Here is a 24,147-nt window from a genome sequence, read left to right on the forward strand (position 1 = left end):
GGTAGGGGGCGCCATGCCCGCCATGTGGGGACAAAAGCGCGCTTAATCCAGCGCGTATGCATCCTCATGGTCGATATCCATCTCGCGGACGCCGCGACGTTGGCGCGCGCGGTCGACCAGCTTGCGCAGGCCTTCGCGGCGGTCGCGCGCCATCGGGATATCGCGGAGGATGAATTCGCCGCCGCTCGTCGTGCGGTCGCTCGAGGTGAGCGTAATCGTGCCGATGTCGGTCATCTGATTGAGCAGCGAATAGCCAAGGCGGACGTCCTTGATCCGGTAGAGCTCGATCTCGTCGATCGTCTTGAACAGGATTCCGCGCCTGATGATCAGGCGCTGGTCGGTGATCTCGTAGCTGGCGCTGCGGTTCTTGAGCCAGCGGATGCCGATGATGACGAAGCCGATGCCGGCGAGGCAGGTGAGTAGCGTGCCCCAACCGGCAAAGCTGCCGAGCAGCCAGCGGCGCGTGCTGGAGCGGAATTCGTCGACTGGGCGCTCCACTTGGGGACTCCTTGGGGTGGTGGCGGGACGGTAGACTGGGGCGGTCGCGTGTCAATCGTCCTGCCGTTCTCCCGCGGAGGCGGGAGTCTAGGGTTCTGGGCGCCGGCATTCGTGGCTTCTGGACCCCCGCCTTTGCGGGGGAACGGTTAGTTTCGCGTTACGTCGCGAGCCTCGGCGCTCGCCGGGCGTCAAATTCTGCGACCATCCCATCCCCATGCACCACCCCGGCGAAGGCCGGGGCCCAGTTGGGGGACGTTGCTAACGGTACGCGGCACTTCGTTATGTCCACCTTTCCAACTGGGCCCCGGCCTTCGCCGGGGTGGCGGCCTTGTTATGGTACCGATCTCGCAACACCGCTGACCGCGAGTTGCGTGTCGACCTCCGCGAGCAGCGCATCGAGCGCCGCCTGATCCTTCGCCTCCGCGCGAACCGTCAGCATCGCCTGTGTGTTCGACGCGCGGAGGAGCCACCAGCCTTCGGGTGTCGTCACCCTGGCCCCGTCGGTGAGGTTCATCTCCGCGCCATCCTCTTTCAACCGCGCGATTACCTCGTCGACCGCCGCGAATTTGCGCGCGTCATCGACCGGAAAGCGCAGGTCGGGCGTCGCCACCAGCGCCGGCATCGCGTCGCGCAGTTCGGTCAGCGAGCGACCCGACACATGCACCGCACGGATCAGCCGCACCGCCGCATACAGCGCATCATCGAAACCGTAATACTCGCCGGCGAAGAACAGATGCCCGCTGAGTTCGCCTCCCAAGGGCGCGCCGGTGCGGGTCATCGCGGTCTTCATCAGGCTGTGGCCGGTGGGAGCCATCACCGGCTCACCGCCCAGCTCGGCGATTCGGTCGAACAGCGCTTGGGACGACTTTACGTCGGCAACGATCGGCGCGCCCGGATGCTCGCGCAGCGCAGGTTCGACCAATATGGAGAGGATCTGGTCGCCCCAGATTACCCGTCCCGACCCGTCGACTGCGCCGATCCGGTCGCCATCGCCGTCGAAGGCCAGTCCGAAATCGAGGTTGTTCTCCGCGACCAGGCTCTTCAGATCGGCGAGGTTCGATTCTTCGGTAGGATCGGGATGATGGTTGGGAAAATTGCCGTCGACTTCGGCGAAGATCACATGATGCTCACCCGGCAGCAGCTGGACGAGCTTCTCGATCACCGGGCCGGCGGCGCCGTTGCCGGTGTCCCAGCCGATCCGGTACGCACCGCCTGCATAGCCCAGCATCAAGCGGCCGACATAGGCGTCGAGAACGTCGGCGGTCGTGACCTCGCCCGCACCTTCGCTCCAGGCGCCCGACGCGGCGAGCGCGGCGAGGTCCTGGATGTCGTCGCCGAAAAATGGCGCGTGGGCATGCACCATCTTGAAGCCGTTATACTCGGGGGGATTGTGGCTGCCGGTTACCTGGATGCCGCCATCCACCTCTAGCGTCGCTTCGGCGTAATACAGCATCGGCGAGGTGCTGAGGCCGATGCGGACGACGTCGACGCCGCCTGCAACTAGGCCGGAGACGAGCGCGGCTTCGAGTTCGGGGGAGGAGGTGCGGCCGTCATAGCCGACGGCGACGCGGGTGCCGCCGGCGGCGCGGATGCGGGTGGCGAAGCCTCGGCCGATCGCGACGGCGTCGGCGGGGCCGAGTGCTTTGCCGACGATCCCGCGGATGTCGTATTCGCGGAGCGAGGTCGGGTCGAACTGGTGGGTCATGGGCCTCTTGACGATTATGTCTCACTGCGGTTCCCCCGCGAAAGCGGGGGCCCAGGAGCCAAGAGCGACAGCGTTCGTAACCCTGGGCTCCTGCGTTCGCAGGATAACGGTTTAGCGTGAACGCTTCAGCAGCAGATCCCGCGCGGCGTTTACCCGGCGGGTCAGGTCGGTCGAGCCGCCGCGGTCGGGGTGAACCGAGGCGATCAGGCGGCGGTGGGCGCTGCGGATCGCATCGGCGTCCGCGGTGCGATCGATGCCCAGGATCGAGCGCGCTTCCGCTTCATCCGTGACTACGCGCTGTTTCGGTTTCGGCCGGAGGTAATGCCACGCCGCCCAGATAAACAGCGCGGCGACGATCCACTTCACGCAGCCACGTCCGGGGCACGCTCGGCGACCACCTCGGGCAACTGCAACGCCGCCATCATCTCGCGCAGTTCCTGGCGTGCGGCAACGTGGCCAAGGCCCATGCTGCCGAACGCCTTCGAGTCGATCATCGTCAGGCCGGCGGGGAACATCTCGCGGTAGATCACGCGCTCGCCGAGCCCCGGGATGATCCGGAAGCCGACGCGCTTGGCCAGTTGCGCGAGCGCATCCGACACGCGGCGCATGTTGCGTGCCTCGATATGCTGGAGGCGGTTGCGCAGCACGACCCAGTCGATCGTCGTGCCGTCGGCGCGCGCGCTGTTTCCGCGCATCCCAGATCAGTTCGGAATAGAAGCTCGGGCGCGTTACCTGGTACGTCTCGGGATCGACCTGGCCGATCAGGTCGAAGTCGACGAAGCTGTCGTTCATCGGCGTGACCAAGGTGTTCGCGAGCGCCGCCGCGGTGCGCGCGAACGGATCGTCGCGGCCGGGCGTGTCGACGACCAGGAAATCCGAGCCTTCGCACAGCGAGTGCCACAGGTCCTCGAACTGGTCCTCGCTCTGGTCGGACAGCGTCGCGTGGCGCGGCATCGGCAGCACCGAGCCATTGCGCTTCATCGTTTCGGCGCGGTTGTCGAGATAGCGGCCGACGGTGCGCTGGCGGTGATCGAGATCGAGACACGCGACGCGCGCACCCTTGGCAGCAAGTGCGATCGCGACGTGCACCGCGGTCGTCGACTTGCCGGTGCCGCCCTTCTCGTTGGCGAACACGATGACGTGCGGCGAAGCGGGGGTCTGTTCGGGGCCCGTGGCCAACGCGCGTTTCCTTATTGATCGAGACTGTCACCCTTCATAGAAGCCGCGACCGCACTTATCGAGTAGGAGTTTCACGTGGACACCGTCCGGGACCTTAATGCGTTGCGCGAAAGCGTCGCCGCCTTCCGTGCGGCGGGGCAGCGCGTCGCGCTCGTCCCGACGATGGGCGCGCTCCACGCCGGCCATGTCGCGCTGATCGAGGCGGCGAAGCGGTCGGGGACGAAAGTCGTCGCGTCGATCTTCGTCAATCCGACGCAGTTCGGGCCGAACGAGGATCTGTCGCGCTATCCGCGGCGCGAGATGGCCGATATCCGGATGCTGACCGAAGCTGGATGCGACCTGCTCTGGCTGCCGTCGGTCGAGACGATGTATCCCGAGGGTTTCGCGACGTCGGTACGCGTGTCGGGCGTCAGTGAAGGCTTCGATGGCGCCTCTCGGCCCGGTCATTTCGACGGCGTCGCGACGGTCGTGTCGAAGCTGTTCAACCAGGTCGGCCCCGATGCGGCGTATTTCGGCGAGAAGGATTACCAGCAGCTCGCCGTCGTGCGGCGGTTCGTCGCAGATCTCGATTTCGCGATCGATATCGTCGGGGTGCCGACGCAGCGCGACGACGATGGTTTGGCGATGTCGTCGCGGAACATCTATCTCGATGACGAGCAGCGCAAGCAGGCGATCGCCTTGCCGCGCGCTCTGGGTGTTGCGGCGCGGGCAATCGCGAAGGGCGAGGACGTGGAGTCGGTGCTGGACGATGCGCGGACGACGTTGGTCGGGGCGGGGTTCACGATCGATTACGTTGCTTTGGCGGATGCCGAGACGCTGGCGGAGAACCCGGCGGCGGATCGACCGCGGCGGTTGCTGGCGGCTGCGCGGATGGGCGCGACGCGGTTGATCGATAACATCGCGGTAGAGTTGTAAAAAACGAGCGTTAACCCATTAACCATTTCGTAGTCGGAATCGCCGCAGTCTGTCCTCACGAACATTGGGGGCAAGACCATGGGCAGCAGTCTCAAGAACGCGAATATTACGATCGAACGCCGTCTGGCGGATGCCGCGCGCGGCGACGACCGGGCGTGCTACGAACTGGGGATGGTGTATTCGACGGGGACGTCGGGTGTCGTTCTCGATCTGATCGAGGCGCATAAGTGGTTTAACCTGGCGGCGGTGTCGGGGAACATCGCCGCGCAGGAATGCCGGGCTGAGATCGCCGAGGACATGACCGCGCGGGAAATCTCGGTGGCGCAGCGCGCGGCGCGGGATTGGATGCAGCTGACGCAACGCCGGGCTGCTTAATTCTAGGGCTCCCCTCCCGCTTGCGGGAGGGGTTGGGGAGGGGATGACCGCGAGCGTTGCGTTCGTGAGATATTTCGGTCCCTCCCTAGCCCCTCCCGCAAGCGGGAGGGGAATTAGGCTTCGGCTTTCTTCTTTGGGGCGGCTTTCTTGGCGGGGGCCTTTTTAGCCGCGGGCTTCTTCGCCGGTGCCTTTGCCTCGGTCGCGTCCTTGGCCACTGCCGTCTTGGCCGGCGCCTTCTTTGCCGCCGGCTTCTTGGCGGGCGCTTTCTTCTTCTTTGTCGCCGGTGCCGCGGCGGCGCGTGCGTCTATCAGTGACGCCGCCTCTTCGAGCGTCAGTTGGTCCTTCTCGATCGACTTGGGCAACGTCGCGTTGGTCGTGCCGTCGGTGACGTACGCACCGTAGCGCCCCTCCATCAGCTTGATCTCGGCCTCGGTCCGCGGATGGTTGCCGAGAATCTTTAGCGGGGCCTGAGCCCCGCGCGGTGCGTCCGCCGCCGGCTGCGGCTTCCGCAAGCTTTACGACCGCTGCGTTCATGCCGGTCTCGAACACGTCCGCCGTGGTCTGGAGTCGGGCGTACTTGCCCGCGTGCTTCAGGTACGGGCCGAACTTGCCGATCGTCGAGATGATCGGTTCGCCGGTTTCGGGGTGGTTGCCGACTGTGCGTGGCAACGACAGCAGCTTGACCGCCCATTCCAGATTGAGCTCGCCAATGTCCTTCGGGATCGACGCCATCTTGCGATCTTCGCCTTCGCCGATCTGCAGGTACGGGCCGAAGCGTCCCGACTTGCGCTCGATCGGCTGACCCGTGTCGGGATGCGTGCCGAGCGTCGACGGGCCGGCATCCGCTTCGGCGTCGCCGCCGGGCTGCGCGAAGCGGCGCGTGTATTTGCACTCGGGGTAGTTCGAGCACGCGATGAACGCGCCGAACTTGCCGCCGCGGAGCGCCAGCTGGCCCTCGCCGCAGTTCGGGCAAAGCCGCGGATCGCCGCCGTCAGCCTTGGCGGGGAATAAATACGGCGCGAGGAAGGTGTCGAGTTCGGCGGTGATCGCGGAGGGCTGCTGCTCCATCACCTCGTTGGTGCGCGGCTTGAAATCGCGCCAGAACGCGTCGAGCACCGACTGCCACTGCGCGCGGCCGCCGGAGACGTCGTCGAGTTCCTCCTCCAGTTCGGCGGTGTAGTCGTAGCCGACGTATTTCTCGAAGAAGCGTTCCAGGAACGCCGTCACCAGCCGGCCGCTCTCCTCAGCGAAGAAGCGGTTCTTCTCGATCCGGACATAGGCGCGGTCCTTCAGCGTCTTGATGATCGACGCGTAGGTGGACGGCCGGCCGATGCCGAGTTCCTCCATGCGCTTGACCAGCGAGGCTTCGGAAAAGCGCGGCGGCGGCTGGGTGAAGTGCTGCTCGGCGTCGACCTTCTTCTTGGCGGGCGCATCGCCTTCGCGCATCCGCGGGAGACGGCGGGCGTCCTCGTCGGCCGAGTCATCCGACCCTTCCTCGTACAAAGCGAGGTAGCCGGGGAAGAGCACGACCTGTCCGGTGGCGCGCAGGATGTTGCGGCCGGTGCCGTCGGCCATCTCGACCGTGGTGCGTTCCATCCGCGCCGACGCCATCTGGCTGGCGAGCGCGCGCTTGAAGATCAGGTCGTAGAGGCGCGCATGATCGCCGCCGCCGGCCTTATCCTTGCCGAAGTCGGTCGGGCGGATCGCCTCGTGCGCTTCCTGCGCGTTCTTCGCCTTCGACTGGTATTGGCGCGGCTTGTCGGGGACATAGCTCGCGTCGAAGCGGTTCGCGACGGCGAGACGCGCGGCGCTGATCGCGCTCGAATCCATCTGCACGCCGTCGGTACGCATGTAGGTGATCGTGCCGTCCTCGTAGAGGCCCTGCGCGATCCGCATCGTGTGATCCGCCGAGAACCCGAGTTTGCGCGAGGCTTCCTGCTGCAACGTCGACGTCGTGAACGGTGGCGGCGGGTTGCGACCGGCGGGCTTGGTCTCGACCGACTGGACCGAGAAATTGCCGTCGAGCACGGCCTGCTTGGCGCGCAGGGCATCGCCTTCGTTGCCGATCGAGAGGCGGTCGAGCTTGTTGCCCTCGAACTGCGTCAGCCGCGAGGTGAAGGCGGTGCCGTCATGCTCCATTTCGGCGGTGACGGACCAGTATTCCTGCGGCTTGAACACGTCGATCTCGCGCTCGCGCTGGACGATCAGGCGGAGCGACACCGACTGGACGCGACCGGCGGACTTGGCGCCGGGCAGCTTGCGCCACAGCACCGGGGAGAGGGTGAAGCCGACGAGGTAGTCGAGCGCGCGACGCGCCCGGTACGCGTCGATCAGATCGTCGTCGAGCTCGCGCGGGTTCTTCATCGCCTCGGTGACGGTGGCCTTGGTGATCGCGTTGAAGGTGACGCGCTCGACCTCCTTGGGCAGCGCTTTCCGCGCGCAGAACCTCGCGAACGTGCCACGAGATCGCTTCGCCCTCGCGATCGGGATCGGTCGCGAGAATCAGGCGATCGGCGAGCTTGGCGAGATCGGTGATCGCCTTCAGCTGCTTCGACTTGTCCGCGTAATTCTCCCACGTCATCGCGAAGGCGTCGTCGGGATCGACCGAACCGTCCTTGGGCGGCAGGTCGCGGACATGGCCGTAGCTGGCCAGGACGCGGTAATCGCTGCCCAGATACTTCTCGATGGTTTTGGCCTTGGCAGGCGATTCGACGATGACAAGCTGCATGGGGAAACCGGGGTCCTTACGTGTACGCGTACGAGGGTGACGGCGTCGGGGTGGTCGCGTCAACCCGGGGACGATCCGGAATGACGTGCATCAAGTGCCGTCGCGGTGGCCGGTTTTCCAGAGGGGGAGAGCTTGCCGCTATCGAATCTCCGAGGCGAAAGGACTTTTGAAGGCGGGATCCGCCGGGATCGCGCGATCCTCCCCTTGCCGAGGGAGGATCGTCGCAGGCCCTAGAAGCGGTAGCCGATCGTCGCCTGGACGGTGCGGCGGTTGCCGTACCAGCACCAGTTATAGTTGGCGAAGCACGACGTCAGATACTTCTTGTCGAAGATGTTGGCGCCGTTGACCGCCAGGCTGAGACCGCGCAGCGACGGCGCGAACTTCTCGAGATCATAGCGGATCAGCGCATCGTACACGGTGTAGGACGGGCTGTTGCGACCCTCGGTCTCGCCGGGCGTGACGCCGGCATAGACCTGATCGACATGGCGCATCGCCCCGCCGATCGTCAGGCCCGCGAGCGCACCCTCGGGCGGGGTCCAGTCGAGCCCGAGCGTCGTGCCGCCACGGCCGACCGTCTCCAGGCCGCGACCGACGCGTGTAGGATCATTGGCGTCCTGCGTGACCTTCACGCGCTGGCGGCTGAACGCGACGCGGGCGTTGAAGCCGTAAGGCAGCGGCGCGATGCCTTCGAGCTCGACGCCCTGCGACCGCACCTTGCCGGTCTGCGTCGATAGCGAGAAGGTCGGGGTCGAGGTCAGGACGTTGGTCTGATCGATCCGGAACCACGCGCCCGAGAGCAGGATCTGCGTGCCCGGAACCGTGAATTTCGCACCCGCCTCGAGCTGCTTGCCGAGCGACGGATCGGCGATCCCGAGCGTCCCGTCGGGGCGCAGGACGGTGCCGCCCTGCTGTTCGAACGAGGTCGAATAGCTGACATACGGTGCCAGCCCGAACGGCAGCGTGTAGAGCGCGGCGGCGCGATAGGTGAACTTCTCGTCGTGCTTGACGCCGAGGCCGACCTGCTCCGCGCGCCCAATCCTGTCGACCGCTGAGGACGACACGGAGATCGCCAAGCGCCATCTGATCCTGGGCGTAGACGCCCTGCTGGCGCTGGCGGATCACGGTGTAGCCCGCAAACGGATCGGGCACTGCCGCCGGGGTCCGCGGGACCGTCACGGTGCCATAGACCGGGGCGTAGCCGTTCAGCGACGGTGCCGATCCGAATGCGAAATCCTCGATCGAATGCGCGACCTGACGATCTACGCCGAACAGCAGCGTGTGCTTGATGGGGCCGGTCTGTACCGTTCCGGTCAGCTGGTTGTCGAACGTCCAGTTGTTGAGCTGTTCGCGGGTCGCGTAGGAGGCGCGGAGGAACGTCTGCCCGGTCGGATCGCGCGCATCGAGCCCGCCCGCGGTATAGATCAGCCCGAGGTTCGCCTTCACATACTGATAGCGGCCCGACGAGCGGAACGCCCAGCCGCCACCGAAATCATGCCTGAAGATGTACGTGAGCGCGGCCTGTTCGCGGCTGAACCGGTTGCCCGCTTCGCCGCCGTCGAAGCTGGTCGGGAGCTTGCCGTTGGGATTCGCGAGCAGCGTGCCGCTGGCGGGAAACACGCCGTAATCGCCGTTGTACGGATCGTGCGAATAGGCGCCGAGCAGCGTGAAGCTGGTCGAGCTGCCCGCGCCGGCGGTCACTGCGGCGGAGACCGTCTGGCGCTCGCGCCTGCCGAACTTCTGCTGCGTGTCCGCGCCGTTCGCGCTGCCGTTGATCCGCCACAGCACGCCGTCACCCGCGCGCCCGCCGATATCGGCATCGACGCGGTAGAGGTCGTAATTGCCGTAGGTCCCGCCGATCGCGCCGTATAGCGACTGGTCGAGCGGGAGCTTGCTCGATTCGGCGACGAGGCCGCCTGGGCTCGACTGGCCGTAGAGCACGGAGGCCGGACCCTTGATGACCTCGATCCGGTCGAGTCGGGAGACATCGACCTGCGGCACCGCATAGCCCGACGGGCTGCCGAATTGCTTGAGGCCGTCGAGATAGACCGGCGCGTCGAACCCGCGCAGCTTGAACTGGTCGTAGACTTCCGCGCTGGCGCCGCGCGTCTCTGGGGTCACGCCCGCAACGAAGCGGAGCGCCTGGTTGAGGTTCTGCAGGCTGCGGCCGGTAATGTCGTCGCTGGTGATGACGCTGATCGACTGCGGCGTTTCGGCGAGCGGCGTGTCGGTCTTGGTGCCCGACGAGGCCTGGGTGCGGGGATGCTGGCCGGTGACGACGACGATCCCGGTATCCGCGCCGGCGGCGGTGGCATCGGGTGCGGTCTGCGCAAAGCTCGGGGCGGCGGCTGCCGAGGCCAGCAGGACGGCCAGGCCGAAACGTCGTGTCATGAGTTCCCTTTCGTAATGACCGTGCGCTACCGCTGATGATAACTATTATCAATAGCGAAGAGCGTCATTCCATCATGCGAGAGTAAATTGTGGCATTTGCGCACCAGATCGTGGCGACGGGCGTCCGCAAAGACTTGCATCCGCTGCGCTCCCGCAGCACCGCCTGCCGCGAATGACAGGATCGAGGACGACATGAACGGACGGGATTTGGCGATTGAAATCGCGACCGCGGGCGACGCAGCGTGGTTCGCCAAGGCGGCGGACCGGCGATTGCGGATCCGCAACATGGTGCCGGGGGAGTTTGCCGATGTCACGAGTGCGCCGCCGGTCGGGATGGCGTGGCGGACGATCGTGCTGGAGGCGCAGCCGGGCGCGCGCAGCCGCCAGATTATTGCGCTGCCGATCGGGACCGCGCTGGAGTCGTTCGACGACGAGGCACTTTTTGCGCTGTTCCTACAGGCCGCGCCGGCGGGCGCTCGCGACGTGATCGCCCGTCTGCGAAAGCTGAAGATCCCTGATCCGACGGCCCCGCAGACGATCGCAGGCGACTGAAGATCAGCCGTTAACAAGCTCTTGGCGGCAAGAACGCGCGCTAATGGCCATGATTTGGACACATATCCGACCAAGCGAGCCGCACGCGTGACGGGCTGTGCTTCCGCTGTGAGAATCTGATGCTAGCTTATGGCCAGCGATGCGCGCCTCAAAGCGCTGCGTCCTTGGCGCCCCGCCCGGATACGAGAGTGTCGCACGGACGGGCGGGGCGCCATCGTTCACCAAAAATTCACCAAGTCCTTGCAAAGCGGCCGCAGAGGATTCGCTGAGTAACGCGTACCTTCTGCGCTCCGCCGGTTTCAGTCACACGGGCAGGCGGAGCGCAAAATCCTGCTCTGCCCGTGTCCCTGCTCTACCTGTACTTACGCAAGCCCCTGTCGCGACAGGCGCGCATCGATCAGGTCGAGCTCGCGGCCGAGTTGCTCCGCCAGCGTCACGCCGATTTCACGCCGCCTTGCCAGATCGAATACCGCATTGCGTTCCGCGCGGACGGCGGCGAGCCGCATGTCGCGCTCGATCGGTGCATCCGCTTGCCCGGTGCGATCCTCGGGCAACGTCGCCAGGCTGTCGATCCGTTCGCGATACTGATCCATCAGCCGAGCGGCGATGTCGGTGAACCGGTCGGGATCGTCGCGGCCTTCCGCCATCTGGTGCTGGACGCGGTCGAGTTCGGCGATCGCCGCCTTGGCCGACACCAGCCGCGCCCGATCGCGCGCCGCCGCCACGCCCTCGTCGGGCGGCAGGTTCAGATTGCGCAACAGCAGCGGCAGCGCGACTGCGGCGATCACCAGCGACGACAGGATGACCCCTGAGGCAAGGAAGATCACCAGATCGCGTGCGGGAAACGGCGTGCCGTCGTTCAGCGTGAGCGGCAGCGTCAGCGCGCCGGCCAGCGTGATCGCGCCGCGCGCGCCCGCCGCCGACATCGCTGCGATGATCCGTCGCGGCGGACTGACCGCTTCGTCGTTGCGGCGGCGCGCGCGCAACAGCGTGAACTGCATCGACACCCACACCCAGCCGAACCGCAGCAGCGCGAGCCCCGCGACCACCGCCAGCACGTACACCGCCAGCCACCACGGGCTGACATGCCCGGTCGTCGTGACCGTATCGCGCGCGGACGAACACCTCGGGCAATTGCTCGCCGAGCAGCACGAAGATCACGCCGTTGAGCGTGAACTGGAGCATGTCCCACACCGCACGACGACGGATCCGCGTGCCCGCCGCGACGCTGGTGGTGGCGCCGGTGAAGGTCATCGCGATCCCGGCGGCGGCGGCGCCGAGCACGCCCGAGGCATGGACATGCTCGGCGGCCAAATAGGCGGCGAACGGGATCAGTAGGCTGACGAGGATGTTCGAGCCGGTCTCGTCGCCGAACTTCCGCGCGAACGCGGCCTTGCTCGCGACGATCGCCCAGGTAATGCCGACGCCGATCGCGACGCCCGCGAGCGCCATCCACGCGAACGTCAGCGTCGCCTCGCCGAGCGAGAAGCCGCCAGTCAGCACCGCGGCGATCGCGAACCGCACGCAGACCAGCCCCGACGCGTCGTTGAGCAGCGCCTCACCCTCGAGGATGTGCATCATGCGCTTCGGGATCGGCGCCTTCTGCGCGACCGCGGAGACCGCGATCGGATCGGTCGGCGACACCACCGCCGCGAGGGCGAACGCGACGCCGAGCGGCATCGTCGGGATCAGCCAGTGGATGAACACGCCCATGCCGAGCACGGTCAGGAAGACGAGCCCGAGCGCCAACCCAAGCACCGCGCCGCGATCGCGGAACAGCTCGTCCTTGGGGATGCGCCAGCCATCGAGGAACAGCAGAGGCGGCACCAGCAGCAGGAAGAAGAGTTCGGGATCGAGCTCGACGCGGACATGCGCGACCATCCCGATCAAGGCGCCGAGTGCGATCTGAACGAGCGGCCGCGGCAGTGCGGAGGGCAACATCCGCGACGCCATCCCGCTGATGACGACCGCGAGCAACAGGAACAGGCACAAGGTAACGATCTGCAAAACGGCGGGCCCTCGGGTGATGTGGAGGCGTCCCTATACACGGATCGATGGCGGTTTGGGGATCGCATGGTGAGCGCTCCCGTCTGGTCTCGCCCAACAATCGGACGGCTGTCAGCACCATCGGGCGGGGGGCGCTCTCCCGCTCCATCCCCTTTGCGAGAAGGCGGCTCTATTGTTTGATTATTGGCGACGGACAAAGCTGCACGTCGTTATCGGATTTGTGGGTTATCGGATTTGTGGCCGCATAATTAATCATTTTGGTTCAGTCGGATTTATGGGCTGCGCGCTTACACGCCTCCCCAAGTAACGAGGCAGAGCTTGTGGATTTTTCATGACAACGTCTGGCGACAACCGCGCGCGCGGGCTTCCTCATGCGCCTTGTCCGCGACCGGCGCGGCAACACGCTGGCGATGATGGCCGCGTTCCTCATTCCGCTGCTGGGACTGGCCGGATCTGCGGTAGACGTCGCGCGTCTCTACGTCGTCAAAGCGCGCCTTCAGCAAGCGTGTGATGCAGGGGTCCTTGCGGGCCGCAAGTTCATGACGAGCACCAACAGCACGCTCGATCCGGCTGCCGTGACGCAAGCGCAAAATTTCTTTTCCAACAACTTTAAGACCGGCTGGATGGGAAGCACGGACGTTGCCTTCACGCCGACCAAGACCAGCGATAGCCAGGTCGCCGGTACCGCCTCGACCACGGTGCCTATGACATTGATGAAGATCTTCAACATGCCCGACAAAGCGATCGCGGTAAATTGTCAGGCCCGGTACGACGTTGCCGATACCGATGTCATGTTTGTGCTGGATACGACGGGCTCAATGGCGTGCCTGCCGGGCGGCCCCGACACCTGCGGGACCGGCACATATTCCTATACGCGCCCGACAAGCGGCGGCGTGCCGGGCTATGCCGGCAGCAAGGGCTATGCCGTAAATGAGCTCTTATCTAACGGGGGCAACGTGTCGCGCATTGAAGCGCTTCGTAAAGCAGTACTGAGCTTCTACGATGCGTTCGCGGCTAATGCAGATCCCGCTACGAACGTCCGCTACGGCTTTGTCTCGTACAGTTCGGTCGTGAATCCTGGACAAGCGATCTTGGACGTCTCGCCCAGCTATCTTGTTGGTTCGGGTGGATCGTCGGACCAGCCCTATTACCAGTCGCGACGTGTTGTTGCCGACTACGTATCTTCGACATCCGACAGCACCTCTAATAATAGATCCGAAGCAGCCTGTAAGGGGACACCTGTACGTAATCCCTCCACCCCCTTGACATACAATTCGTCGGGATCCGCGACGAGCACATACTATTACTGGAAGACTACGGGCGGTTTCTTCTCGAGCAGCTATTGTGTCCTAAGGGTGGACACGCTTGGCCCGCGATGGGAGTATAAACAACTGCAATGGGATGTGAGTTCCTTGGTCAACGGCGCATCGTCGATGACCGATCCCACCGCAGTTGACGGTTCTAAAACGCAGTGGCTCGGATGCGTCGAAACACCGGTTGAAAACCCCGGGCAGACCGTTTTCGCAACAAACAGTCTGCCTTCCGACCTTGACCCCGACGCGAAGCCGAGCGGGGCAAAGCGGTGGTGGCCGCATATGCAGGATATCGAATATTGGCGCACTGCCGCCACCGATTACACCAATGGTGACGACAACAACAACCGTCCAAGCTTGGGTTCTACTACAATGATGCAGAGCGGCTATTCTGCCTGTGGCAAGCCGGTAAAGAGGCTTGGCGTGATGGCGCGAAGCGACATCTACAATTACCTGTATGCGACCGATTTCGTGCCGCAGGGCGGCACTTACCACGATACGGGCATGATCTGGGGCAGTCGCCTGATTTCACCCACCGGCGCTTGGGCGAACGATACCGCCACATGGGCTGGTCGCAACCCGCCAAACCGGGTGATCGTGTTCCTTACCGACGGCGTAATGTCTCCGAACAGCAATTCCTATTCGATGTACGGCTATGAGGATTATGACAAGCGGGTTGCCAACGGCGACACCAGCAAACTGACGAGCTATCATAACGCCCGCTTCCTTGCCGCGTGTGCGGCCGCCAAGGCGCGCAACGTCGATGTGTGGACGGTCGCGATCGCGTCCAGTACATCGACGCCGTTGCAGACCTGCGCGACGACGACGAACCAGGCGCTCTTTACCACCAGCGGCAACGGCCTCTCGGCAGCGTTTACGTCGATTGCTCAGCACCTTGCTATGCTGCGGATCACGAAGTGATGGTGCTCCTCCGCAGGAGGCTGGCGAAAGATCGGCGCGGCGCGACGCTGATCGAGTTCGCTCTGGTTTGCCCGGTCATGCTGTTGATAATGATGGGGCTGGGCGATCTGCTGTACCAGGCCTATGCGCAGTCTATCCTCAATGGTTCCATTCAGAAAGCGGCACGCGATTCGGCGCTCGAAGGCGGCGCCAGCAACGCCGCTACCATCGACGGACAGGTCATCACGCTGATGACGCCATTGATCAAAAATCTTACCAATAATTGCGCGCCCTCGGGATCGACCGGAACGTGGTGTTCAACCCGCAAGAGCTACGACACTTTCAGCGAAATCGCTCCCGAGCCGTTTACTGACGCGAACAGCAACGGAGTTCGCGATCCCGGCGAATGTTACACGGACGTAAACGGCAACGGCGCGTGGGATACCGACCCAGGCCTGAACGGCCAAGGCGGGGCGAGCGCAGTGACGGTATACACCATGACGATCACCTATCCGCGTCTGTTCCCAGTGGCCGGGCTGATGAAATTGTCGCCGATGCAGACAATCGCAGCGACCACGCTGCTAAAGAACCAGCCTTACGCCGGTCAGACAGTCTCCGCCAACGCAACGATATGCACATGATCAAGGGCAATTTTCGCAGGTTCGCTCTCGGCTTCTATCGCGACCGAGCCGGCTTGGCGCTCATCGAGTTCGCCCTTTCTGCGCCAATCGTGCTGTTGGTCGGATGCTACGGCGTCGAATTAGCGAACCTGGCGATTGTCCACATGCGGGTCAGCCAGATCGCGTTGAACCTCGCCGATAACGCTTCTCGTGTCGGGGCTTACAGCAACCTGGCGACGCAGCAGCTTCGCGAAGTTGATGTGAACGATATCCTCCAAGCGGCGCGGTACCAGGGTGCAGGTATCAGTCTGACGGCGAACGGGCGGATCACGCTGTCGAGCCTGGAAAACGTCGCGCAAAGTTATGACACGCAACCGGTACAGCGCATCCACTGGCAGCGGTGTATCGGCGCTCAAAGCGGCACGGGTTTCGACAGTCAGTTTAAAGCCAACGTGGCGACGACGGCCGGCAGTACGGATAAGGTGACTGAGAAGGGTTACGACATCCCGCTGGGTATCAGCGACAACGGCTCGACCCCGATCATGGCACCTGGCGGCGCAGGGGTGATGTATGTCGAGGTAAACTATCGGACGAAGCCGCTGTTCGGTGCATGGCTCGCGCCGCCGCGGACGATCCACTATATCGCGTCGTTTGTGGTGCGCGACCGGCGAGATTATTCTCAAATGTATCCTACGCCGACCTCTACGCCGTCGACCTGCAACCTGTATACCGAGTGACCCTAGCTAGTGAGGGGTAGGGCCTGTAATTCACTACAAGATGGTAGATGGTTATTATGAGGGGCATCGTGGATAAGGTGCATTTTCGACCATGCTTGGTCCCGTTGTCGGCGATTGCCTCCCTGGCGGCGTGGTTAGCTGCCCTACAGACCACGAGCGGAACCTTAGTTTGCTGTGGATCGCGCTCGGAGCGGCTGGAATCAATATCGCCGCGGTTTGGTTGCTCGTCTGTCTAGGGCGAGGTCGTTCCTGATCTAGGAATTCAGTAAGCCGCGCTTTCAGCCCCAAAGCCGGCTCGTCCGCGAACCTCTCCGACCCGGACAGCCCGTGGAAGACCGGCTGACTCTATTGCTTGCCCGCTTCCGCATGGCGGACGATGTCTTCGCAGAGACGGTGGGTGGCGAGGATGTCTTCGGCGGCGGTGGGACGGGCTTCGCGGACGCCGGCGAGGAAGTTGGTGCACATCGCTTCGAAGCCGCGCTGGCGGGTGACCGGGGTCCAGTCGCCGCGACGGGCGTGCGTGTCGGTGCCGTTCTGGTCGCGGGTCTCGGACAGGTTGAGGACCGACCGGCGGCGGTCGGCACCGATGATGTCGAGCCGCTCCTCGTCGAGCCCGGAGTCGCGCTGCATCGTGCCGATCGCGTGATGGCCATCGCCGGCGAGCGTCAGCGTGACGCCGCTCAGCAGACCGTCGCGGACGATCGTCTCGATCTGCGTCCGCTCGATCGGGCCGGGGGCGAGGAAGCGCAGCGTGTCGGCGATGTGGATAAAGTCGTCGAACACGACTCGGCGCGGGGTTTCGGGCTGCGCGTGGCGGTGCTTCTGCATCAGCATGAACGCGCGGGGTTCGCTGCGCAGCGCGGCATAATCGGGGGCGAAGCGGCGGTTGAACCCGATGGCGAGCAGGCGGCCCTGGCGGTGCGCGAGATCGACCAGCCGTGCGGCCGCGTCGAACGTATCCGCGAGCGGCTTGTCGACCAGCACCGCGGCACCGTGGGCAAGCAGCGTCTCAACCATCGCGGGGTGCGCGGGCGTCGCCGAATGGACGAACGCGGCATCGAAGCGCGTCGCGGACAGCGCCGCGTCGAGGCTGTCGTGGCGATGCGCGATCCGGTAGGTCGCGCCGAGTGCGGCGAGCACATCGCGGTTGCGCGTGGCGAGGTGGAGCTCGATCCCCGGCATCGCGGCCAACACCGGGAGATAGGCTTTGCGCGCGATGTCGCCGAGCCCCGCCATCACGACGCGCATCGTCCGCTCGCTCAGGCGACGACGTCGACGGCGTGCGTCTGGATGATCACCGGGCGCGCGGCGGCGAGATCGCGCGCGGCGAGGCCGAACGCCTTGAAATGATCGGACGCCATGTGGTGCTGGACCGCGGTGTCGTCGGCGTAGAGCTCGTTGAAGACGTAGCGGCGTTCGCCATCCGCTTCGCGCCACAGGTCGTAGTGCAGCACGCCCGGCTCGGCGCGCGACGCGGCGACGCAAACGCGGGCGGCTTCGACGAACGCATCCTCGCTGCCGGGCTTCACGGTGACGAAGGCGATGATCTTCACGGACATGGCGGCATCCTCTTTGAGTTTGCCCGCGTTCTGGCGGGATCGGGAGAGCGCGGCAAGCGCCGTGATTCCGGCAGGCCGACTTCACGTCTGGCGACCTGCCGATCCTCCGCGTGGCGGGGGACGATCGATGCCCGTTAGAACTGCCCGCCGACGTTCAAGGTGATCAGCTTGCTGTCGTCGCCGGGCGCCTTGAGGAGCGCCTTGGCCAGATCGATCCGCAACGGGCCGAACGGCGAGGTCCAGTTGACGCCGACGCCGACCGACAGGCGCGGGCTGGCGGTGTTGCCCGAATAGGTCTCCTTATAGGTGCCGAGCGAATAGGTGTAGGGCGTGCCGGTGTTCGTCGTGGTGCTGGCGCCGGCCGAATCGAGATACAGAAGGTCGCCCGCCGTGTTGGTATATTGGCGGGTGCCGGCAACGCACGCGACCGACGTCGCGTTGGCGGTCGCGCAGGTGTCGGTGAGCGTCGGGGTCTTGCCGCCGAACACCGCGCCGACGTCCATGTAGATCGACGGACGCAGGCCCAGTTCGCGCACGCCGGCGCCGAGCGGCAGTTCGAGCTCCAGTCGCGCCTGATAATAGGCGGTGCCGCCGAGCGCGGTCTGCGTGTTCGAACTGTTGGTGCTCGACAGCGTCGCGGGGACGGTCGAGGTGTCGTAATAGGTCCGCGTCACGCGCGGGCCGACGCCGCGGATGTCGAAGCCGCGCATCTGCGGGTCGCCGAGATAGAAGCGGTCGGTCAGCCGGACGTCCTGCCCCAGTCCCTTGATATAGCCGCCCTCGGCATGCGCCGACAGGATGAAGCTCGACCCGAGGTTCATGTACTTGGTGTAGTTGGCGGTGCTGCGGATGTATTTGGTGTCGCCACCGAGCCCGGCGAAGTCCTGGCTGACGCTGAACTTGCTGCCCTTGGTAGGGCGCAGGCGGCTGTTGGTGTTGTCGAACACCAGCGAATAGCCGATCGACGAGGTCCAGCGATTGCCGACCGCATCGCACAAATACGTGCCGGCGATCCCGGGATCGCAGACGCCGTTGGTGTAATAGGTGTCCTCGTCGAGCGTGACCTGGTCGTAGGACAGCCCATAGCGTGCGGTGGCCGACCAATATTCGGTCAGCGGCACCGCGGCGCGGATCTGGAAGCCGGTCGAGACCTGTTCGTAAGTGGTGTCGTTGCTGTCGCCGGTGGTGCTGTACGAGCTGTAGTCGCGGCGGAAGATGTCGCCGCCGAGCGCCACGTTGGTGTCGAACATATACGGCTCGGTGAAGCCCAGGCTGACCGATTTCGAGTAGCTCGACAGGCTGGCGTTCGCGCGCAGTTCCTGGCCCATGCCGCGGAAGTTGCGCTGCGTGATGCTGGCCGAGGCGATGAAGCTTTCGAGGCTCGAATAGCCGGCTGACAGTTGCAGCTCGCCGCTCGATTTCTCCTCGAGGTTGGTTTCCAGGATGACGCGGTCGGGCGCAGAGCCCGGCAGCTGCTTGATCGTCATCTTGTCCTGGAAATAGCCGAGCGAATTGATCCGGTCCTCCGAGCGTTTCACCTGGAAGCTGTTGAACGCGTCACCCTCCGCGAGGCGGATCTCGCGGCGGACGACCTTGTCCTTGGTCTGCGTGTTGCCGTTGATCTCGACGCGCTCGACATAGGTGCGCTTGGCTTCGGCGATGTTGAAGTTGATCCCCATCGTCAGCGTGTCGGCGTCCTTCTGGAACTCCGGATTCACTTCGGAAAAGGCGTAGCCGAACAGGCCTGCGGTCTGGCTCAGATTGTCGACCGAATCCTCGACGAGCTTGGCATTGTACCAGTCGCCTTTCTTGAGCGGCAGCGTGGCGGCCAGCTTCTTGCTGTCGAAGTCGCGGATTTGGCTGTCCACGCTGACGTCGCCGAATTTGTAGCGTTTCCCCTCCTCGACCACGTACGTGATGATGAAGTCCCTCTTGTCCGGAGTGAGTTCGGCCACCGCGGAGGTCACGCGGAAATCGGCATAGCCTTGCGTCAGATAGAATTGGCGGAGCTTCTGCTGGTCGTAGCTGAGGCGATCCTGGTCGTAGCTGGTCGCCGACGACAGCAAACGGCTGAAACGCGCCTGCTTGGTCGCCATCTGCGCGCGGATCTGCGCCTCGGAGAACACCGCGTTGCCCAGGATGTTGATCTGACGGACCTTCGACTTCGGGCCTTCGCTGACCACGAACACGACGTCGACGCGGTTCTGGTCAAGATTGACCATCTTCGGGTCGATCACCGCCGCGAACCGGCCCTGGCGGCGATAGAGTTCGAGGATCCGCGCGATATCCTGGCGGACCGCGGTACGGGTGAAGATCTGGCGCGGCGCCAGCTTGATCTCCTTGGTGATCTTGTCGCTCTTCAGCGCCTTGTTGCCCTCGATCAGGATGCGGTTGACGATCGGGTTCTCGCGCACGCGCAACACGATGTTGCCGTCGGCGACGCCGGCGATCGAGTAATCGGCGAACAGGTCGCTGGCCTGCAGGTCCTTCAGCGCCTGGTCGAGCGTCTCGGCGGTATAGGGCTTGCCGACGCGCAGCTTGGTATAGCTCAGGACGGTTTCCGGCTCGATCCGCTGCGATCCTTCGACGCGCAGGGTCTTGATGATGCGGCCGACGGGCGCAGGCGCGGGCGTCATCTGGTTCGGTACGGCAGTCGGTGCGACAGTCGGTACGGCGGTCTGCGGGGCAGACTGCGCGGGTGCGACCGGCGTCGTCATCGTTCCAGCCATGGCCAAAGCCAGGGAACCGGCGCCTAAATCGAACATCATGCCTGCGTCTCCGGGAGTGAACCGCGGCGCTATGGGGGGCATGTTTCCCCGGAATGTTCCGATATGTCGCAAGTTCGCAGCCGTGCAACATATCGCCTGGGGTGGACCTGGGACCCGGGACGCTCGCCGGGCGCCTGGGGTGATATGTCTCAGTCGTGTCACGGATCGCTGGCGGGGACATTTCCAGGACATTCGTGATCGGTAGCGACCGCGGTGCAGGCCAATGCTGCGCCTGTCTGAAGAAAGGCCGATCATGCGCGTTGCCATCAAGGGTGTCCCGGCACCCGAACCCATCCGCCCCGCCGCCTCGCCGCCGCTCGTCGACAATCCCTTTGCGCCCGAGATCTTTGCGACCGGGTTCGCCGGGTTGGCGAACCTGAGCGGTGTGATCGTGCTGACGCTGGAGAGTGCACGCTGCGACCATACGCGCCAGCCGCCGAGCGTCGACCGCGTCGTCGTCGGCCGGATCGCGCTGACCAGCAGCGCCGCCCAGGATCTGGTCGCGGGGCTCAACCAGTTTCTCGAACAGCAGGGGCTGAGCCCGTCCAAGGCGATCGTCGCCGGGGCGACGTTCCAGTGAGCGCGGCTGGGTATCCCTCGATCCACCGGACCGTCCGGTTCGACGACATCGTGCGCTCCGGCAGGGCGGCTGCGAAGCGCGTCGTCTGGAGCGCGCCGACCATGCCGGGCGTCCGGGTCCGGCGTATCGTCTTTGCAAAGAGTATTGCGGGACCCGCGCTGCGTTACGAGCCTGTAACAACCGTCACGGTATGACAGTTTTATGAAAGGCGATGAATAGAACCGTGTTCGCAAGACGACACCTTGCGGCGTAATGAGGAGAGCACCGGAACACCGCTTGTCGAGCGGGAGATCGCACCGCAAACCTGAGTGGCGGACCTTATCCGTACCCCACAACATCTGCCGCGGCGGTCAAGGATCGCGGTTCAGGGAGTATATTCATGCGTCTCGATTTCCGCGCACGCCTTTTGGCGTCCTCTCTCCTGTTGGGTATCGCCGGTCCGGCCTGGGCCCAGACTGCAGAGCCTCTGCCCGCCGATCCTGCCCCCGCTGCCCCCGCTGCCGTCACACCTGCCGCCGGTCAGGCGGAGCCTGCGGACGGCGACACGATCGTCGTGACCGGTTCGCGCCTCGGTGGCGACAGCCTGAAGCAGGCCTCGCCGATTTCCGTCGTCAGCGCCAAGGAGATCGCGCTGTCGGGCCAGATCAACGTCGAGAGCGTCCTCAAGGACCTGCCGCAGTTGATCCCCAGCACGACTGGCGCCTCGAACAACCCAGGCGGCGGCGTCGCGACCGCGGATCTGCGCGGGCTCGGTTCGACGCGTACGCTCGTGCTCGTCAACAATCGCCGGTACGTCGCGTATGATTCTGAACCAGGTCGTCGATCTGAACACCATCCCGGCGGCGCTGATCGAGCGGGTCGACATCGTCACCGGCGGCCGCTCGGCGGTCTACGGGTCGGATGCGATCTCGGGCGTCGTCAACTTCGTGATGAAGAAGGACTTCAGCGGCGTTCAGGCCAATGCGAACTACCGCATCAACGAGGCGGGCGACGGCGGCACCTTCAACGGCAACCTGCTGCTCGGCGGCAATTTCGAAGATGGCCGCGGCAACGCGACGATCTATTTCGATTACACCAAGCGCAACGGCATCCTCCAGTCGGCGCGCGACTATTCGAAGCAGGCGCTGGTCGACGACGGCGACGGCAACCTGATCGCGGGCGGCTCGGGGTCGATCGAAGGCACGCGCTTCGCGCTCGGCGGCGTCAACCGCAAGTTCGAGACCGACGGCAGCTACACGCCGTACAACGCATCGACCGACGCGTATAACTATGCCCCCGCAAACTATCTCCAGGTCCCGCAGGAGCGGTTCCTGATGAGCGCGCAGACGCATTACGAGGTCAGCCCGGCGCTGAACGTGTATGCCGAGGGCCAGTTCATCAACAACCGCGTGAAGAACCAGCTCGCGCCGACGCCGTTCACCGGATCGGTCGCGCTCGACGTGGACTCGTCGTTCCTGTCGGCCGGCTCGCAGTCGCTCCTTCGCGGTCTCGACACCGACGGCGACGGCTATGTCACCTCGACGATCTACCGTCGTCTCACCGAAGTAGGCTCGCGTGTGTCGAACCTCGACAACACCGCCTATCGCGCGGTGCTCGGCGCCAATGGTGATATCGGCGGCGGCTGGAACTACGACGCCTATTACAGCTACTCGCGCACCAAATCGACCGAGACCCAGTCGGGCAACGTCTCGCGCAGCCGCGTGCTGCAGGCGCTGCGCACGACCTATGATGCCAGCGGCAATCTGGTCTGCTCGGATACCAGCAACGGGTGCGTACCGCTCAACATCTTCGGCACGGGCAACATCAGTGCGGCCGCCGCCGATTTCATCACCATCCCGGCGCAGAACACCAGCACGATCAGCGAGCAGGTCGCCAGCGCGTCGATCTCGAACCGCAACCTGTTCGATCTGGGCGCAGGCCCCGTCGGTATCGTGTTCGGCACCGAATATCGCCGTGAGCACGGCAGCTACAATCCCGACTTCGCGCTGTCGTCGGGCGACGTCGTCGGCTTCAACGCAGGCGAAGGCCTGAGCGGCGGCTATGACGTCAAGGAAGCCTATACCGAAGTCGCGGTGCCGCTGCTGGCGAACATCCCGCTGATCAAGAAGCTCGAGGTGAACGGCGCGTACCGCTATTCCTATTATTCGACCGCGGCGAAGTCGGTGAACACCTATTCGGGTGGCGTGGTGTGGTCGCTGATCGACGACCTCTCGCTGCGCGGCCAGTATTCGCGCGCCGTCCGGGCACCGACCGTGTCCGATCTCTACAGCGGGTCGTCGCAGGATTTCCCGGCGGCAACCGATCCGTGCACGACCGCGGTCGCGGTGACGAACACCAACCTCAACGCCAGCTGCCTTTCGACGGGTGTCCCGGCCTCGCTGATCGGTACCGCCTATGACGGCGGCAGCACGCAGATCCAGACGGTCAACGGCGGCAACCCCGCGCTGCGCGAGGAAACCTCCGATACCTATACGGGCGGCATCGTGTTGCAGCCGCGCTTCCTGCCGCGCTTCTCGCTCACGGTGGATTACTACAAGATCAAGATCGCCAACTACATCTCGACGGTCGGCACCACGAACCTGATCCGTGCCTGCTACGGCGATGCGGACAATGGCTATACGCCGTACAACGCCAGCTATTGTGCGTCGCTACCGCGCGATTCCAACAGCTATGCGATCACCGATGCGGTCAACACGCTGGCCAATACCGGCGGCGTGACCACCCGCGGCGTCGATTTCGAGGCACGCTACGGCCTGCCGCTCGGCTTCGGTGCGTTCGGGGCTGATACGAGCAAGCTCGACTTCCGGCTCAGCGGGACGCGGTTGATCGCGTTCAACTACAATCCGCTCGCCGCCATTCCCGATCTGACGATCAACTGCGCAGGCAAGTTCGGCCAGACTTGCGGCAATCCCTATGCAAAGTGGCGGCTGTCGGGGCGGACAACCTATTCGACCGGTCCGGTGACCGTGTCGGTGCTCTATCGCTATCTGTCGCCGGTAAAGGACGACGACAGCGGCACGATCTATGCGGTCGAGCGGATCAAGGCGTATCACTATTTCGACCTGACCGCGGCGTTCGACATCAAGCCGGGCTTCACCTGGTCGGTCGGCGTCAACAACATCTTCAACAAGCAGCCGCCGATCATGGGTGACAACCAACAGCAGGCGAACACCTACCCGTCGACCTACGACCCGTACGGCCGGGCGTTCTTCGTCAGCACGAACGTCAAGTTCTAGGAGACCCTGTCCCTCTCCCCCGCAAGGGGAGGGGCAGCGCTGATAGGCATGAAAAAGGGCGGGGTGGTTACCACCCCGCCCTTTTTC

General features: G+C 64.6%; 15 protein-coding genes and 5 pseudogenes. 9 read left to right on the forward strand and 11 right to left on the reverse strand.

Features of this window, described 5'->3' with window-relative positions; translation table 11 throughout:
• Positions 1-42 precede the first annotated feature (42 nt).
• The 4 genes and pseudogenes from QP181_RS16855 to QP181_RS16870 all read right to left on the reverse strand — a co-directional run bounded on the left by QP181_RS16855 (position 43) and on the right by QP181_RS16870 (position 3,382).
• Positions 43-498, reverse strand: a complete 456-nt coding sequence (locus tag QP181_RS16855) for a PH domain-containing protein (RefSeq protein ID WP_132737080.1) — start codon at positions 496-498, stop codon at positions 43-45.
• Positions 499-829: 331 nt separating this feature from the next.
• Positions 830-2,203 (reverse strand): phosphoglucomutase/phosphomannomutase PgmG, encoded by a 1,374-nt coding sequence (gene pgmG / locus QP181_RS16860; RefSeq protein ID WP_333929246.1) that lies wholly within the window; start codon positions 2,201-2,203, stop codon positions 830-832.
• A 111-nt stretch (positions 2,204-2,314) separates the two neighbouring features.
• Positions 2,315-2,569, reverse strand: coding sequence for a DnaJ domain-containing protein (locus tag QP181_RS16865; RefSeq protein ID WP_333929248.1), 255 nt, complete (start codon positions 2,567-2,569; stop codon positions 2,315-2,317).
• Positions 2,566-3,382 (reverse strand): annotated as a pseudogene (locus QP181_RS16870) (division plane positioning ATPase MipZ). Before QP181_RS16870 ends, QP181_RS16865 begins: the two are co-directional and overlap by 4 nt.
• Before the next feature lie 75 nt (positions 3,383-3,457).
• On the opposite strand from QP181_RS16870, the gene panC reads away from it, so the two are divergent.
• Positions 3,458-4,297 (forward strand): pantoate--beta-alanine ligase, encoded by an 840-nt coding sequence (gene panC, locus QP181_RS16875; protein ID WP_333929249.1) that lies wholly within the window; start codon positions 3,458-3,460, stop codon positions 4,295-4,297.
• Between the two features lie 78 nt (positions 4,298-4,375).
• Positions 4,376-4,672 (forward strand): SEL1-like repeat protein, encoded by a 297-nt coding sequence (locus QP181_RS16880; protein ID WP_132737094.1) that lies wholly within the window; start codon positions 4,376-4,378, stop codon positions 4,670-4,672.
• Positions 4,673-4,785: 113 nt separating this feature from the next.
• Here the strand turns inward: QP181_RS16880 and topA are convergent.
• The 3 genes and pseudogenes from topA to QP181_RS16895 all read right to left on the reverse strand — a co-directional run.
• Positions 4,786-7,400 (reverse strand): annotated as a pseudogene (gene topA / locus QP181_RS16885) (type I DNA topoisomerase).
• Between the two features lie 230 nt (positions 7,401-7,630).
• Positions 7,631-8,461, reverse strand: coding sequence for a TonB-dependent siderophore receptor (locus QP181_RS16890; RefSeq protein ID WP_333929250.1), 831 nt, complete (start codon positions 8,459-8,461; stop codon positions 7,631-7,633).
• A 907-nt stretch (positions 8,462-9,368) separates the two neighbouring features.
• Positions 9,369-9,788, reverse strand: a pseudogene (locus QP181_RS16895) (TonB-dependent receptor plug domain-containing protein); the annotation flags it as partial.
• A gap of 192 nt (positions 9,789-9,980) precedes the next feature.
• Between QP181_RS16895 and QP181_RS16900 the strand changes: the two are divergent.
• Positions 9,981-10,340 carry a hypothetical protein gene (locus tag QP181_RS16900; RefSeq protein ID WP_333923905.1) on the forward strand — a complete coding sequence of 120 codons (360 nt, stop codon included), beginning with the start codon at positions 9,981-9,983 and terminating at the stop codon, positions 10,338-10,340.
• A 362-nt stretch (positions 10,341-10,702) separates the two neighbouring features.
• Here QP181_RS16900 and QP181_RS16905 read toward each other — a convergent pair.
• A pseudogene (locus QP181_RS16905) lies at positions 10,703-12,347 on the reverse strand (Na+/H+ antiporter).
• Between the two features lie 371 nt (positions 12,348-12,718).
• Between QP181_RS16905 and QP181_RS16910 the strand changes: the two are divergent.
• The 3 genes from QP181_RS16910 to QP181_RS16920 are packed head-to-tail and all read left to right on the forward strand — an operon-like array spanning position 12,719 to position 15,917.
• Positions 12,719-14,581 (forward strand): TadE/TadG family type IV pilus assembly protein, encoded by a 1,863-nt coding sequence (locus QP181_RS16910; RefSeq protein ID WP_333929251.1) that lies wholly within the window; start codon positions 12,719-12,721, stop codon positions 14,579-14,581.
• Positions 14,581-15,201, forward strand: a complete 621-nt coding sequence (locus QP181_RS16915; protein ID WP_333929252.1) for a TadE/TadG family type IV pilus assembly protein — start codon at positions 14,581-14,583, stop codon at positions 15,199-15,201. The genes QP181_RS16910 and QP181_RS16915 overlap by 1 nt, the downstream gene beginning before the upstream one ends.
• The gene (locus QP181_RS16920; RefSeq protein WP_333929253.1) at positions 15,198-15,917 is read left to right on the forward strand and encodes a TadE/TadG family type IV pilus assembly protein; all 720 of its coding nucleotides are present in this window, start codon (positions 15,198-15,200) and stop codon (positions 15,915-15,917) included. The genes QP181_RS16915 and QP181_RS16920 overlap by 4 nt, the downstream gene beginning before the upstream one ends.
• A 345-nt stretch (positions 15,918-16,262) precedes the next feature.
• On the opposite strand, the gene QP181_RS16925 is transcribed toward QP181_RS16920, so the two are convergent.
• From QP181_RS16925 to bamA, 3 genes are all read right to left on the reverse strand, one after another.
• Positions 16,263-17,165, reverse strand: a complete 903-nt coding sequence (locus tag QP181_RS16925) for a Gfo/Idh/MocA family protein (protein WP_333929254.1) — start codon at positions 17,163-17,165, stop codon at positions 16,263-16,265.
• A gap of 11 nt (positions 17,166-17,176) precedes the next feature.
• Positions 17,177-17,476, reverse strand: a complete 300-nt coding sequence (locus QP181_RS16930; RefSeq protein WP_332755706.1) for a putative quinol monooxygenase — start codon at positions 17,474-17,476, stop codon at positions 17,177-17,179.
• Positions 17,477-17,610: 134 nt separating this feature from the next.
• Positions 17,611-20,244: an outer membrane protein assembly factor BamA gene (bamA, locus tag QP181_RS16935; protein WP_443027563.1), complete on the reverse strand. Its 2,634-nt coding sequence runs from the start codon at positions 20,242-20,244 to the stop codon at positions 17,611-17,613.
• Positions 20,245-20,497: 253 nt separating this feature from the next.
• Between bamA and QP181_RS16940 the strand changes: the two genes are divergently transcribed.
• From QP181_RS16940 to QP181_RS16950, 3 genes and pseudogenes are all read left to right on the forward strand, one after another.
• Positions 20,498-20,824: a hypothetical protein gene (locus QP181_RS16940; protein ID WP_333929256.1), complete on the forward strand. Its 327-nt coding sequence runs from the start codon at positions 20,498-20,500 to the stop codon at positions 20,822-20,824.
• Between the two features lie 379 nt (positions 20,825-21,203).
• A pseudogene (locus tag QP181_RS16945) lies at positions 21,204-21,563 on the forward strand (TonB-dependent receptor); the annotation flags it as partial.
• A 61-nt stretch (positions 21,564-21,624) separates the two neighbouring features.
• Positions 21,625-24,060 (forward strand): TonB-dependent receptor domain-containing protein, encoded by a 2,436-nt coding sequence (locus QP181_RS16950; RefSeq protein ID WP_333929257.1) that lies wholly within the window; start codon positions 21,625-21,627, stop codon positions 24,058-24,060.
• Positions 24,061-24,147 lie beyond the last annotated feature (87 nt).

The sequence above is a fragment of the Sphingomonas sp. LR55 genome, assembly GCF_036856015.1.
Taxonomy (GTDB): domain Bacteria; phylum Pseudomonadota; class Alphaproteobacteria; order Sphingomonadales; family Sphingomonadaceae; genus Sphingomonas.

Excerpts from the sequence above, each read along its gene's own strand:
- QP181_RS16930 (WP_332755706.1), bottom strand. The coding sequence starts at position 17,476 with ATGTCCGTGAAGATCATCGCCTTCGTCACCGTGAAGCCCGGCAGCGAG.
- QP181_RS16950 (WP_333929257.1), top strand. The coding sequence starts at position 21,625 with ATGATTCTGAACCAGGTCGTCGATCTGAACACCATCCCGGCGGCGCTG.
- QP181_RS16920 (WP_333929253.1), top strand. The coding sequence starts at position 15,198 with ATGATCAAGGGCAATTTTCGCAGGTTCGCTCTCGGCTTCTATCGCGAC.
- pgmG (WP_333929246.1), bottom strand. The coding sequence starts at position 2,203 with ATGACCCACCAGTTCGACCCGACCTCGCTCCGCGAATACGACATCCGC.
- bamA (WP_443027563.1), bottom strand. The coding sequence starts at position 20,244 with ATGATGTTCGATTTAGGCGCCGGTTCCCTGGCTTTGGCCATGGCTGGA.
- QP181_RS16940 (WP_333929256.1), top strand. The coding sequence starts at position 20,498 with ATGCGCGTTGCCATCAAGGGTGTCCCGGCACCCGAACCCATCCGCCCC.
- QP181_RS16925 (WP_333929254.1), bottom strand. The coding sequence starts at position 17,165 with ATGCGCGTCGTGATGGCGGGGCTCGGCGACATCGCGCGCAAAGCCTAT.
- QP181_RS16900 (WP_333923905.1), top strand. The coding sequence starts at position 9,981 with ATGAACGGACGGGATTTGGCGATTGAAATCGCGACCGCGGGCGACGCA.
- QP181_RS16880 (WP_132737094.1), top strand. The coding sequence starts at position 4,376 with ATGGGCAGCAGTCTCAAGAACGCGAATATTACGATCGAACGCCGTCTG.
- QP181_RS16915 (WP_333929252.1), top strand. The coding sequence starts at position 14,581 with ATGGTGCTCCTCCGCAGGAGGCTGGCGAAAGATCGGCGCGGCGCGACG.
- QP181_RS16910 (WP_333929251.1), top strand. The coding sequence starts at position 12,719 with ATGCGCCTTGTCCGCGACCGGCGCGGCAACACGCTGGCGATGATGGCC.